The following is a 13,035-nucleotide window of genomic DNA, read 5'->3' on the forward strand; positions in this document are numbered from 1 at the left end:
ATGCGCTGGCGATAAAACCGGACAACTCACGTGCTACCTAATCCGGACAACTCATCTGCTTACGACACCCTCCATTGAATCCAGTTGCGTGGCCGTGCAATCGCCGCTATTGGAATCGCCATGAACACGCGCTCGATCAAGACCGTTTGGTGGTGGGCTCGCTGACAGCGGCCTGTTCGAACGCGTGCGCGTGAAAATAGAAGGTGGCCGCAACGGAATGTCCGGGCGGCCATTTGTTTTTTCAAGCCATGCCCCGGGTCCGTTGCCCCAAGACGCTGATATAGCCAAGACGCTGATGGAGACGGCAATGACGACGAAAATTCTGGACAACGGGGCGGAGCGCTTCGTCACGGCGGGTGGCGTGACGATTACCCGCGAGCGCCATGACCGGCCTTACCAAGGCGCGATCGACGCCTATATCGACGGGCTGAATTCACGCCGCGGCGCCGTGTTTTCCTCGAATTACGAATATCCCGGCCGCTACACGCGCTGGGACACCGCCATCATCGACCCGCCGCTGGTGATCTCGGCGCGTGGCCGCGCCATGCGCATCGAGGCGCTGAACAGCCGTGGCGAGATGCTTCTGCCGGTGATCGGCAAGGCGCTTGGCGGCCTTGACGACGTGATGATCGCCGAGATGTCGAGAAAACTGATCCGCCTCGACGTAGCCAAACCCGGCCGTGTTTTCACCGAAGAGGAACGCAGCCGCGTTCCCTCCGTCTTCACCGTGCTGCGTGCCATCACCGCTCTGTTCAAGACGGAGGAAGACGCCAATCTTGGCCTCTACGGCGCCTTTGGCTATGATCTTGCCTTCCAGTTCGATCCGGTCGACTACAAGCTCGAGCGCCAGCAAAGCCAGCGCGACCTCGTGCTGTTCCTGCCCGATGAGATCCTGGTCGTCGACCACTATTCGACCAAGGCCTGGACCGACCGCTACGATTATTCCGGCGACGGGTTTTCGACGGAGGGATTGCCGCGCGACGAAATCGTCGAGCCGTTCAAGACCGCCGACCGCATCCCGCCGCGCGGCGACCATGAGCCCGGCGAATATGCCAATCTGGTGCGCAAGGCGATGGAGAGTTTCAAGCGCGGCGACCTGTTCGAGGTGGTGCCCGGCCAGATGTTCTACGAGCGCTGCGAGACACCGCCCTCCGACATCTCCCGCAAGCTGAAGACCATCAACCCCTCGCCCTATTCCTTCTTCATCAATCTCGGCGAGGGCGAATACCTGATCGGCGCCTCGCCCGAAATGTTCGTGCGGGTCAATGGCCGCCGTGTCGAGACCTGCCCGATCTCCGGCACGATCAAGCGCGGCGACGACGCCATTTCCGACTCGGAGCAGATCCTGAAGCTGCTCAATTCGAAGAAGGACGAATCTGAGCTGACCATGTGCTCGGACGTCGACCGCAACGACAAGTCGAGGGTCTGCGACCCAGGCTCGGTGCGCGTCATCGGCCGCCGCCAGATCGAGATGTATTCGCGGCTGATCCACACCGTCGACCACATCGAGGGACGGCTGCGCGAAGGCATGGACGCCTTCGACGCGTTCTTGTCGCATGCCTGGGCGGTCACCGTCACCGGCGCGCCGAAATTATGGGCGATGCGCTTCATCGAGCAGAACGAGAAGAGCCCGCGCGCCTGGTATGGCGGGGCGATCGGCATGGTCAATTTCAACGGTGACATGAACACCGGCATGACGCTCCGCACCATCCGCATCAAGGACGGCATCGCCGAGGTGCGTGCCGGCGCCACGCTGCTCTTCGACAGCATTCCCGAGGAAGAAGAAGCCGAAACCGAACTGAAGGCATCCGCCATGATCTCCGCCATTCGCGACGCCAAGTCAGGCAATGCCGCCGACACCGAACGCGCCACCGCGCGCGTCGGCGACGGCGTCAACATCCTGCTGGTCGACCACGAGGACTCCTTCGTCCACACGCTCGCCAATTATTTCCGCCAGACCGGCGCCAATGTCTCGACCGTGCGCACACCTGTGCCGGACGAGGTCTTCGACCGCCTGAAACCCAATCTCGTCGTGCTGTCGCCCGGTCCCGGCACGCCGAAGGACTTCGACTGCGCCGCCACCATCAAGCGAGCCCGCGCGCGCGACCTGCCGATCTTCGGCGTCTGCCTCGGCCTGCAGGCGCTGGCCGAGGCCTATGGCGGAGAGCTGCGGCAGCTGCACGTGCCGATGCATGGCAAACCGTCGCGCATCCGCGTGTCGAAGCCGGGCATCATCTTTTCCGGCCTGCCCAAGGAGGTGACGGTCGGCCGCTATCACTCGATCTTCGCCGATCCGGTTCGCCTGCCCGATGGCTTTGTCGTCACCGCCGAGACGGAAGAAGGCGTCATCATGGCCTTCGAGCACAGCAAGGAGCCGATCGCCGCGGTGCAGTTCCACCCGGAATCGATCATGACGCTCGGCCACAATGCCGGCATGCGCATCATCGAGAACATCGTTGCGCATCTGCCGCGCAAGGCCAAGGAAAAGGCGGCTTAGCTCCGGTTTCGGCGGCCGGAAGCAATCAATGACCGCTATTGATTCGAAAAACGCCGCCAAGCGCAAGGTCGCCAGCCTCGCCTTCTGGTCGATCATCGTCGCTTTCGTCGTGCTCGGCCTGAAGCTGGCGGCCTGGTACATCACCGGTTCCGTGGCGCTGTATTCGGACGCGCTGGAATCGATCGTCAACGTCATTGCCTCTGCCGCCGCCTATTGGGCGATCCAGGTCAGCCACAAGCCGGCCGACCAGGATCATCCCTTCGGTCACCACAAGGCCGAGTATTTCTCGGCTGTTTTGGAAGGCGTGCTGATCGTGCTGGCAGCCCTTCTGATCCTCAACGAAGTGTGGTGGTACTGGCGGCATCCCGTCCCGCTCGAACAGCCCTGGAGCGGCCTTGCCATCAACGGCGTCGCGACGGCGATCAACGCCTTCTGGGCCTTGACGCTGATCCGTGCCGGCCGTGCCGAGAAGTCGCCGGCACTGGTCGCCGACGGCAGGCACATCATGACCGACGTGGCGACTTCGGTCGGCGTGTTCATTGGTCTGGCCGGCGCCGTGCTCACCGGCTGGCAAGTGCTCGATCCCGCTCTTGCCCTCATCGTCGCGCTGAACATCCTGTTTCAGGGCTGGCACGTGATCGGCTCGTCGATGAACGGACTGATGGACCGCGCCGTCGATACACACGAGCACATGCACATCCGCGACATCATCTCGGCCAATTGCAAGGGAGCACTGGAGGTCCACGATCTGAAGACACGCATTGCCGGCCGCGCCACCTTTATCGAGTTCCATCTGGTCGTCGATGCCGATATGTCGGTGGGCGCCAGCCACGTCATCTGCGACCGCATCGAAGATGCGCTGAAGGCCGAAAACCCCTCGGTGCGCGTCACCATCCATGTCGAGCCCGACGACGAGGCAAAACTGCCCAAGGGCACGACGGCCGTGCCGTTCGCGTGAAGCGGCGATCATCAGATCTATGTCGGCCGTTCTAAAGCTGCCTCGACAAAGTCGTCGTCAAGCGGCCCGGTCACCTGGTCGAGCCAAGCCCAATCCTGCGCGAGCGGCTCTAGGATGACCGCCGGCCTTGGCGGCGGATCGAAACCTCCTCGGTTTCGGAACGAAATTCCTTGGGCAGACGCACCGCCTGCGAGCGGCCTGACCAGAACACCCTTGCCTTGTTCATATGCCGTCTTTTCTGACCCAAAGTGTCAAGGCGCGCAGGCAGCCTGCGGCATCGGCTCCAGCCGGTAGACCTTGTCGTCGGATGCGGTCTCGCCTCCGGCCGCCTTCGAGCACAGGTCGATGATCGGCAGGCTGCTGTTGGGGTTGGCCAGCATCATCGTGCCGTTGGCGCCGCGACGCAGATAAATCTCCCTGGCTGCGATATCGCAGGAAAAGTCACTCGTCATTCCGCTCGCCACACAGCGCCACTGGTCCGCTTCGCCTTCACAACTGTAGCTCTGCGTGACCTCGGCCGGCTTGTGGCGCGTGGTGACGGAAACAACGATATCGGCACCGCTCGGCCAGTTTGTGGGATCGCCGTCCTTGGCGAAGGAGGCCAGCTCGATTGGGCCCCGGAAAACCCGGATGGTGTGGGTAAGCTGATCGGGATGCGAGCCGAGATGCGCGGCATCGTAGTCGCGCCCGTAGCAGAACGGCTGGTCCGGTTTCAGCCGCTCACGCAGCGGTGCTCCCAGCGCCGGATCGACCGGATCGATGCGCGCGAATTCGACCTTGCAGGTCTGCGCCGGCATGCGGTCAAGCCGAAAGCCGTCGTCTTCCGTGCCGAGTGCCTGCTTGGTAAACTCCATTTCGCCCAGCTCATCCTCGGCGCCGGCATCGAGATAAAGGTTGCGATGCACGCCGGAGACGATCAGCCGTCCTGTTTCATCGACGTTCAGTAAGGCCATGGTGCGGTCGCATTCCATGCCGCAATGGATCTCGCCCGATTGCGGATCATCCTTGCCGCACCAACCGCCGACCCATTCGGGCTTTTTGGCGCCGCGCACCGTCGTCGCCATGAAGCCGTTGTAGCCGGACGGAGCGCTGCTCGGCTCCTCGTTCGGGTGGCTGACCGGATCGCTGCCATAGTAGAAGAAAATCCGTCCCACCTTCTGGTTCGGATGTACCTTGAGATGCGCGGCATCATAGACACGCCCGAAACAGGCATCCTTGCCGTCCGGGCTGAGTTCGGTGAGCTTAGGCGTATCGTCGGCAAGGGCCGTGCCGGCAACAGCGGCAAGCAAGGCGCCACCAAGTCCGGCGCCCACAATGGTCTTCGATGTCATGTGCCCCTCCTCGCCCGACAGGACGTGACTTCAATTTATGCTAGGATCGAGGCCGAAGCCACGCAATTTGCGAGGACTGCATACTGGAGAACGACATGATGCGACGCCGCGATATTTTCCGTGCGGGCCTTGCCGGGGCCGCTGGCCTCTTCGGGCTGCGCCAGGTGAAGGCGGCGACCGTGGAAGAAAGGCAGAAGGTCGCCTATCACCTCAGTGACCTCGACAAGGTCGGCTTCGTTTTGGGCAATATCAAGAACCATTATGAGGGCACCGGCGGCAAGGTCGACATCGTGCTGGTCGTGCATGGACCGGCGCTCGCCGCCTTCAAGTCGAAGAGCGCGTCAGCTGCCATTTCCAGCCGTTTTTCCGGCCTGGTCCGCGACGGGCTGACCCCGCATGCTTGCGCCAACACCATGCACGGCATGGATGTTGCGCTCACCGATCTCCTCGATGGCTTCCATGCCGCCGAGACCGGCGGCGTCGTCAAGCTCGCCGAATTGCAGCGCCAGGGCTACGCCTATTTGCGGCCCTGAACCTCTACTGACTTGAACATGAGGGCGGCGAGGCCCTACGAAGAGTGGGAGAGTCCCGGAGGAATAGACGTGCCAGCCACCACAACCGCCCTTCTCACCCCCACTTTGGTCATCCCCGACCTCGCCGGCAAGGCGGTGCTGATCACCGGCGCTTCGACCGGCATCGGGGCGGCACTTGCACTGGCCTACGCCGCGCAGAAATGCCGCGTCGCGCTGCATTACAATTCAAGTCGGGCGGCTGCTGAAAACCTGGCCGGGACCATCCGCAACGGCGGCGGCGAGGTATTCCTGATCCAGGGCGATTTCTCGATCCCCGCCGATGTCGAGCGCGTCGTCGAAGACAGCGCGCAACATTTCGGCCGGCTTGACGGTCTCGTCAACAATGCCGGCGGCATGCTTGGGCGCGTGCCCTATGCCGAGCAGACCGAGGCGCATTACGACGCGGTGATGGACCTCAACGCCCGCTCCGTGCTGACCGCATCGCGCAAGGCGATGCCATGGCTGAAGCGCCAGGGCGGCTTCATCGTCAACACCTCGTCGATTGCGGCGCGCAATGGCGCCGGCGGCGGCGCCGGCCTTTATGGCTCGGCCAAGGCCTTCGTCTCCAATGTGACCCGCGGCATGGCCAAGGAACTGATCGGCTTCAACATCCGCGTCAACGCGGTGGCGCCGGGCACCATCGCGACGCCTTTCCACGAGCGCTATTCCACCGAGGAGCAGATGAAGGGCATGGTGGCCACCATTCCTCAGGGCCGCGCCGGCACGCCCGAGGACTGCGTCGGCGCCTATCTGTTCCTCTCGTCCGCTCTGTTGAGCGGTTACATCACCGGCCAGGTGATCGAGGTGAATGGTGGCCAGTTGATGCCGTGAGCGGCGACCTGCATACTTGTCGCGGAAGCCAACGGAGAAAACGGCAATGTACGGTCTGATCGGCAAGATGCGGGCGACGCGCGGCCAGCGCGACGCAATGATGGATGTCCTGCTTGCCAGCACCGGCGCCATGCCTGGCTGCCTGAGCTACATCATCGCCACTGACCCGGCCGATGCCGACGCGATCTGGGTGACCGAGGTGTGGACCGACCAGGCAAGCCACAAGGCTTCGCTGCAACTGCCGGAAGTCCAGGCGGCGATCGCCAAGGCGCGGCCGATCATCGCCGGCTTCGAATTCCAGGTCGAGACCCAGCCCGTAGGCGGCTTCGGCCTGCCCACGTTAAAACCGACTGACGCCTGAGCGGACGCATTTTTCGCCGCCGCGGGGTTCGCATCTCCCCTCTTCGGGTCTAAGACCGAAAATGGATTCCCTGCCAGACCAGCCGACCGTCGAACGCATGGCGCGGATACCCAGAGTCTGGCAGTGGCTGGCCCTCCTGATCTTCTCGATCCTGTTTGCCGGCGCGCTGGAATTCGCCGCCTTGCCGGCGGCGCTGCTGATCGGGCCGATGCTGGCGGCGATCCTGGCCGGCACCAACGGCGCCACGGTGCGCGTGCCGCGCCCTTTGTTCGGCGCCGCCCAGGCGATCGTCGGCTGCCTTGTCGCCGCTTCGATCTCTGCGGACATCTTTCCAGTCTTCTACAGGGAATGGCCGCTGTTCCTCGGCACCGTGGTGGTGACCGTTGCTGCGTCAAGCCTCCTCGGCTGGCTGATCAGCCGCTGGCGTATCCTGCCCGGCACCACCGCAGTCTGGGGCTCATCGCCCGGCGCGGCCACCGCCATGGTGTTGATGGCAGGCGCCTTCGGCGCCGACCAGCGCCTCGTCGCCTTCATGCAATATCTGCGCGTGATCTTCGTCTCGATGACTGCCGCACTTGTCGCAAAGATGTGGGTCGACACATCAGGCATCGAGGTCCCGGCCATCATCTGGTTCCCGCCGATCGATCCAACAGCCTTTGCCGCGACACTTGGCGTGGCGCTCGTCGGCTGCCTCATCGGAAAGGTGCTCAGGCTGCCGTCACCCTTTTTCCTCGGCACCTTCGTTTTCGGCACTGCGGTGCATCTCGGACTAGGCGTGCCGATGCAGTTGCCGCCCTGGCTGCTTGCCCTCGGCTATACGATGATCGGCTGGACCATCGGCCTGAATTTCACCAGGGCAATTCTGCGGCACGCGACGCGGGCCCTGCCGCAGATCGTCGGTTCGATCATCATCCTCATCGCCTTCTGCGGCGGTCTCGGCTTCATGATCAGCCATGTGCTCGGCATCGATCCGCTGACCGCCTATCTGGCGACCAGCCCCGGCGGCATGGATTGCGTCGCCATCATCGCCGCCGCCGCACAGCACGTCGACATCTCCTTCGTCATGGCGTTGCAATCGGCACGCTTCCTCGTCGTGCTGCTGATCGGGCCAAGCGTGGCGCGGCTGGTGGCGCGAAGTCTGAGGGAATAGAGGGTAATCTGCGGCTGCAGAAAGACCTGCGGCGCTGTCCTAAATGGATCAGGCGCCACGCAATCTGCTCGCGGCCGCTGAAGGACCAGCCCAGTCGCTCAGGAATGCGTCGGGTAGTATAGGAAACGCCAGTCGTCCGTCCACTTGCCTCTCTTTGGCGGCTCCTGTATGAAAACCGCCATGATCAACCGCGCCACCTCCGTCGCTTCCCGTCAGACCGGCTTTGCTGGCGAGACCGTGCGCGCGCTTGCTTCCGCTCTGCTGCTTCTCGGCCTTATCGGCGATCGCCGGGTTCGCTGAAGGAGCGCCCGGCGGTCGAACCGCCGCTCACGCGCATGCTCCTTGGCCAGTCTCAAAATTGGCAAGTCACATCAAGCGAATGAACATCTGGTAAAGGCGCCGCTCGGCACCAAATCCGCCTGAAGGCGGACCCCGCGAGCCGCCGGGAGAGACGACAATGAACGCACGAGAAGAGATCCGCGCAGACAGCGGGGAGATGGGCAAGGATGCCCGGGGCATGCCGGAGGCAGCCCGGGGCATGCCGGAGGCAGCCCGGAAATACCAACCCTACCCGACGGTCGGTCTCACCGACCGCATTTGGCCTTCGAAGGTCATCGACAAGGCGCCGATCTGGTGCTCGGTCGACCTGCGCGACGGCAACCAGGCGCTGATCGACCCGATGGGCCACGAGCGCAAGGCGCGCATGTTCGCCCTGCTCCTCGACATGGGCTTCAAAGAGATCGAGATCGGCTTCCCGTCGGCCTCGCAGACCGATTTCGATTTCGCCCGCTGGTGCATCGAAGAGGGCAATGTCTCAGCCGATGTCTCGCTGCAGGTGCTGGTGCAGTGCCGGCCGGAACTGATCACCCGCACCTTCGAGGCGCTGCAGGGCGCCACCAACCCGATCGTGCATTTCTACAATTCGACCAGCGAATTGCAGCGCCGCGTCGTCTTCGAGAAGGACGTTGCCGGCATCAGGCGGATCGCAACCGATGCTGCCAAGATGATCACCGACATGGCGGCGAAGGCCGGCGGCGGTTATCGTTTCGAATATTCGCCGGAGAGCTTTACCGGCACCGAGCTCGAAGTGGCGCTGGAAATCTGCAACGCCGTCACCGAAATCGTGAAGCCGACGGCGGAAAACAAGCTGATCATCAACCTGCCGTCCACGGTCGAGATGTCGACACCCAACATCTATGCCGATCGCATCGAATGGATGTGCCGCAACCTCGACAACCGCGAGAACCTGCTCATTTCGCTGCATCCGCACAACGACCGCGGCACCGGCGTCGCCACCACCGAGCTCGGCCTGATGGCGGGCGCGGACCGCGTCGAAGGCACGCTGTTCGGCAATGGCGAGCGCACCGGCAATGTCGACATCGTCACGCTGGCGCTCAACATGTACACGCAAGGCGTCGATCCCGAGCTCGACTGCTCCGACATCAACCGGATGAAGGACGTCTATGAATATTCGAACCAGTTGAAGATCCCCGAGCGCCATCCCTATGTCGGCGAGCTCGTCTACACCGCCTTTTCCGGCTCGCACCAGGATGCCATCAACAAGGGCATGAAGGCGTTGCGCAAGGCCAACACGCCGTACTGGGAAGTGCCCTATCTGCCGATCGACCCGGCCGATGTCGGACGCAACTACGAGGCGATCATCCGCATCAACTCGCAGTCCGGCAAGGGCGGCATCGCCTATGTGCTGCAGGCGGACTACGGCCTCAACCTGCCGCGCAACCTGCAGATCGAGTTCAGTCAGGCGATCCAGGCGATCACCGACGCCGAAGGCAAGGAGGTGCCGGCCAAGCGCATCTACGAGCGCTTTCTCGAAACCTATGTCGATCAGCCCGGCGCGCGGCTGAAGTTCCTTGACCACCACACCTATCCGGACCTCGAGACCAAGGGCCGGCGTGCGGTGGAGGCGATCATCCTGGACAGAGGCAAGGAGGTGACGATTTCAGGCTCCGGAACCGGCCCGATCGACGGCTTTGTCGACGCGCTGTCGCGTCATGTCGGCGTGCCGATGTCGGTGCTCGACTATTCGGAGCACTCCATGCAGCGCGGCTCGAATGCGTCGGCCATCTCCTATGTCGAGATGGAGCATCCCGGCGGCAAGCTGTTCGGCGCCGGCATCAACACCAACATCGTGGCCGCTTCGCTGGAAGCCGTGGTTTCCGCCGCCAACCGCATCGTCGGCCGAAAGGTCGACTAGAGCAATTCCAGGAAAAGTGCGTAGCGGTTTTCCGTCCGGAATTGCGCAAAAACAAATACTTAGAGCGGTTCGGCGGTTCTATCAAAAAAGCTGAACCGCTCTAGACAAGCTGTCGAAAGGCTAACAGCGCTGGAGCAAGATGAACCCAGATGGTATCTTTTTGCTCTGGCCTTTCGCGCCGTTAACCACCGGGAAATTATCCGGTGGGGTACGCGATCGCATAATGGATGCATGCTTGTATGGCAGGGCAGGCCCTATATGATTGCGTCTTAACCTGTGCCGACTTCGAAAGGATCGACACTTGCAGCATGCCACGCCTGCCGCCCCCGCAGTGCGCGAGACGTTGGAGCGACTGCTAGCCAGCGAAACGTTCGGGAGATCCGAACGAGCGCGTAAGCTGCTTCGCTATCTGGTCGAGCGCGAGCAGGCAGGCGAAGCCGACAAGCTCAAGGGCTTTTCCATCGCGATGGATGTTTTCGGCAAGGACGGCGATTTCGATCCGTCGACCGACGCCGTGGTGCGGGTGCAGGCGGGCAGGCTGCGCGAGCTTCTGCAGCATTACTTCGCCAATGAGGGTGTTGCCGAGCCGATCCGCATCGCCATTCCGCGTGGCGGCTATGTTCCATCCTACGAACTCAACGCGATCCGCCTGCCGGCCGAGCCGGAGCCGGAGGAACACACCGAGGCGGCTGCCACCTTGTCGGGATCGCTCGAGGAACCCGGCATGGCCGCAGGTGCCGCATCGTTGATGTCCCCTGTCATTCGCGAGCCGGCACCGTCGCTGCTGCGCCATCTCCAGTTCTTCTGGCTGGCGATCGCTCTGGTCATCGCCATGCTGGGCGTGCTGATCCTTCGTCAGGGAAGCGGCGCATTGCTGGCGGGAAGCGATACCGCGTCGACGATCGAAAACGCGGTGGCAACCGGCAGCATTGCGCCATGGGCTCCGATTGAAAGCCTTCCGCTCGTCTACATTGCAGTGAAAACCAACAGTGCCGAGGCTGCCCGCGTCGCGGCATCGCTGCGCGCCGGCCTCAGCGGCTTCGATACGGTCAACTTCATCGGTCGGGACGCCGGCGGCCCGCCCGATCCGGTCACCGATGCAATCAGCTTCGTATTCGATGTCCTGCCGGGACCAACGGCAGGCGATGTCACTCTGGAGCTTCAAAGCGTGGCGACCGGACGGGTCCTGCTGTCACGCAACTTGACTGCCGCCGACAGCACACCCTCCGCCGTCGAGGACAGTGTCGCCGGCATTTTGAGTTCGGCCGTTCCCGCCTCTGGCACGATCTACAACTATATCGAACAGAGCGGTCTTCAGGCCGGCCTGACGGAATGTCTGCTGCTCAACGACAAGTACTATCTCGACCAGGGTGCGAAAACCCATGAGGCTGCCTATCGCTGTCTCGAAAACCTGATCAATCGGGATGCGAAATCGTCGCTCGTCTATTCGGAGCTCGCGACCCTGCATCTCGAGGCGGCCACAGATCACTACGCCTATCCAGCCGGCGCAACGATCGAACAGGCGATGTCGCTTGCCCGTCGCGCCGTGCAGATGGGGCCGACCAGCCCCTATGCGCACCGTGCCTATGGCTATCTCAATTCCCGCCTCGGCAATTCGGAGGAATCGATCCGCTGGATGCACAAGGCTTACGAACTCAACCCTTACGACCTCAGCATGGCAGCAGCTTACGCCTATGGGTTGATTTTCGCCGGCAGGTACAGGGAGGGAACACCGATCCTTGCTCACGCCGCCGAAACCTCCAGCGCGCATCCGACCTGGTGGGACTACGGGCTTTTCGTCGGGCAGTTCATGGCGGGCGATATGAATAAGGCCGCGCTTGCCAGCGATGCGCTGCAAGCGACGCCGACGAAATCGCACTATCTGGCCGCGCGGTTGATCGGCGCGAAGGCAACCGGCCGCAATCAACTGGCGCATGAACTCGTGGACGAGATGACTGTCAAATTCCCGAAATTCGCTGCCGATCCGCGCGCGACCTTTGTCGAGCGGAGATACCCCGCCGATCTAACCGATCGGCTGGTCGAAGCGTTGCGTGCCGCCGGGCTCGGCAATGCCAGCTAGCTTTCTGAACTAGCACGGCTGATCGCGAAAATTTTACTGGCCATCGGCTTGGACAAGGCGCAATCCAGCCACAATCTGGAATTTCGCATCCTGTTTGATTTTGCAATAAAACCATAAAATTGCATGATTTCATCCCTTTACGCTGCCGAACGGGGCACCGGTCCGAAGACGATTGTCTTCCTGCATGGCTTCGGCGGTTGCCACGACGACTGGCACGAGGTGATTTCGGCACTGGCACTTGGTTCACGGACGCTGGCCTATGATCTTCCGGGCCATGGGCTATCCCTCGATTTTCCGGGTGGCGGTCCGGCCAAGGCGGCCGCCCGGGCCGTTCTTGCAGACCTCGCCGCACGCAGAATTAGGAGGGTGCATCTCGTCGGCCACTCGATGGGCGGAGCGGCGGCAGTGCTGATGGCATTGGCCGAGCCCGAAAGGATAGCGTCGCTGACGCTTCTGGCGCCGGGCGGTTTTGGGACTGAGATCAATGGCCAGCTGTTGCGCCGTTACGCCGCCGCTGCCGGCAAGAGTGAACTTCGCGCCTGCCTCGCCGCCATGTCTGGACCGCAAAGCCTGCCTTCGGAGCGCATCGTGGATGTGCTTGGCGAAATGCGTGCGCGTCCCGGCCAGTTGCAGAGACTTGTCGAGATCGCGGCTGTCATGACCAGGGGTGATCGGCAGGGCGTCATCCCGCGCGAACGGCTCGAAACGCTCACTATGCCGGTGATGGTGGTTTGGGGGATAGGCGACGCGGTGCTGCCCTTCACACAGGCCGATGGTCTGCCGGCGCATTTCCACCTGCACCAGGTGTTGGAGGCCGGCCATATGCTGGTCGAGGAAGCGCCCGGCCTGATCGCCGAGATCGTCTGCCGCAACATGAAACGCCGCGCCAGGCCGCTTCGTCCAAAATCCGCCGCGGCGAATCGATCCCTCCCTGCCAAAGACTGAGGGCACGGCTTCGGGCCGGTTTGTCTGGTAAGCCGCTTAAAGGCCTGTCGATCTCGCAAGTGCATTTTGCCGACGGCTGTGTTAATTCGGTGTTA

General features: G+C 62.7%; 11 protein-coding genes and 1 pseudogene. 10 read left to right on the top strand and 2 right to left on the bottom strand.

From position 1 onward, the window contains the following. The first annotated feature begins 307 nt into the window (after window positions 1–307). Window positions 308–2,497 (top strand): anthranilate synthase, encoded by a 2,190-nt coding sequence (locus CIT26_RS05725; protein WP_095491676.1) that lies wholly within the window; start codon window positions 308–310, stop codon window positions 2,495–2,497. 28 nt (window positions 2,498–2,525) lie between these two features. Next, on the top strand, window positions 2,526–3,455 hold the full coding sequence (locus CIT26_RS05730; RefSeq protein WP_095491677.1) for a cation diffusion facilitator family transporter: 930 nt from the start codon (window positions 2,526–2,528) through the stop codon (window positions 3,453–3,455). A gap of 17 nt (window positions 3,456–3,472) precedes the next feature. On the opposite strand, the pseudogene CIT26_RS05735 reads toward CIT26_RS05730, so the two are convergent. Together CIT26_RS05735 and CIT26_RS05740 are read right to left on the bottom strand one after the other, a co-directional pair. Continuing rightward, window positions 3,473–3,681 (bottom strand): annotated as a pseudogene (locus CIT26_RS05735) (antitoxin). A gap of 25 nt (window positions 3,682–3,706) precedes the next feature. Further along, window positions 3,707–4,786, bottom strand: coding sequence for a hypothetical protein (locus CIT26_RS05740; RefSeq protein ID WP_095491678.1), 1,080 nt, complete (start codon window positions 4,784–4,786; stop codon window positions 3,707–3,709). A gap of 98 nt (window positions 4,787–4,884) precedes the next feature. On the opposite strand from CIT26_RS05740, the gene CIT26_RS05745 reads away from it, so the two are divergent. From CIT26_RS05745 to CIT26_RS05780, 8 genes are all read left to right on the top strand, one after another. Then, window positions 4,885–5,319 (top strand): DsrE family protein, encoded by a 435-nt coding sequence (locus tag CIT26_RS05745; RefSeq protein WP_095491709.1) that lies wholly within the window; start codon window positions 4,885–4,887, stop codon window positions 5,317–5,319. Between the two features lie 69 nt (window positions 5,320–5,388). Further along, window positions 5,389–6,189 carry an SDR family NAD(P)-dependent oxidoreductase gene (locus tag CIT26_RS05750; protein ID WP_095491679.1) on the top strand — a complete coding sequence of 267 codons (801 nt, stop codon included), beginning with the start codon at window positions 5,389–5,391 and terminating at the stop codon, window positions 6,187–6,189. 46 nt (window positions 6,190–6,235) lie between these two features. Then, window positions 6,236–6,550 (top strand): putative quinol monooxygenase, encoded by a 315-nt coding sequence (locus CIT26_RS05755; RefSeq protein ID WP_095491680.1) that lies wholly within the window; start codon window positions 6,236–6,238, stop codon window positions 6,548–6,550. 61 nt (window positions 6,551–6,611) lie between these two features. Beyond that, a complete protein-coding gene (locus tag CIT26_RS05760) occupies window positions 6,612–7,700 on the top strand; it encodes an AbrB family transcriptional regulator (protein ID WP_095491681.1) in 1,089 nt (362 codons plus the stop codon). Between the two features lie 168 nt (window positions 7,701–7,868). Next, on the top strand, window positions 7,869–8,000 hold the full coding sequence (locus CIT26_RS38205; RefSeq protein WP_280951094.1) for a hypothetical protein: 132 nt from the start codon (window positions 7,869–7,871) through the stop codon (window positions 7,998–8,000). 196 nt (window positions 8,001–8,196) lie between these two features. Continuing rightward, the gene (leuA, locus tag CIT26_RS05770; protein WP_167391292.1) at window positions 8,197–9,915 is read left to right on the top strand and encodes a 2-isopropylmalate synthase; all 1,719 of its coding nucleotides are present in this window, start codon (window positions 8,197–8,199) and stop codon (window positions 9,913–9,915) included. Window positions 9,916–10,216: 301 nt separating this feature from the next. Then, on the top strand, window positions 10,217–11,995 hold the full coding sequence (locus CIT26_RS05775; protein ID WP_095491683.1) for a tetratricopeptide repeat protein: 1,779 nt from the start codon (window positions 10,217–10,219) through the stop codon (window positions 11,993–11,995). A gap of 123 nt (window positions 11,996–12,118) precedes the next feature. Next, a complete protein-coding gene (locus tag CIT26_RS05780) occupies window positions 12,119–12,940 on the top strand; it encodes an alpha/beta fold hydrolase (protein WP_095491684.1) in 822 nt (273 codons plus the stop codon). The last annotated feature ends 95 nt before the right edge of the window (window positions 12,941–13,035 follow it).

Source organism: Mesorhizobium temperatum (genome assembly GCF_002284575.1).
Taxonomy (GTDB): domain Bacteria; phylum Pseudomonadota; class Alphaproteobacteria; order Rhizobiales; family Rhizobiaceae; genus Mesorhizobium; species Mesorhizobium temperatum.

Bases quoted from the DNA above. Each gene is read 5' to 3' on its own strand.
- CIT26_RS05725 (WP_095491676.1), top strand. From the start codon at position 308: ATGACGACGAAAATTCTGGACAACGGGGCGGAGCGCTTCGTCACGGCG.
- CIT26_RS05730 (WP_095491677.1), top strand. From the start codon at position 2,526: ATGACCGCTATTGATTCGAAAAACGCCGCCAAGCGCAAGGTCGCCAGC.
- CIT26_RS05740 (WP_095491678.1), bottom strand. From the start codon at position 4,786: ATGACATCGAAGACCATTGTGGGCGCCGGACTTGGTGGCGCCTTGCTT.
- CIT26_RS05745 (WP_095491709.1), top strand. From the start codon at position 4,885: ATGCGACGCCGCGATATTTTCCGTGCGGGCCTTGCCGGGGCCGCTGGC.
- CIT26_RS05755 (WP_095491680.1), top strand. From the start codon at position 6,236: ATGTACGGTCTGATCGGCAAGATGCGGGCGACGCGCGGCCAGCGCGAC.
- CIT26_RS05760 (WP_095491681.1), top strand. From the start codon at position 6,612: ATGGATTCCCTGCCAGACCAGCCGACCGTCGAACGCATGGCGCGGATA.
- CIT26_RS38205 (WP_280951094.1), top strand. From the start codon at position 7,869: ATGAAAACCGCCATGATCAACCGCGCCACCTCCGTCGCTTCCCGTCAG.
- leuA (WP_167391292.1), top strand. From the start codon at position 8,197: ATGGGCAAGGATGCCCGGGGCATGCCGGAGGCAGCCCGGGGCATGCCG.
- CIT26_RS05780 (WP_095491684.1), top strand. From the start codon at position 12,119: ATGATTTCATCCCTTTACGCTGCCGAACGGGGCACCGGTCCGAAGACG.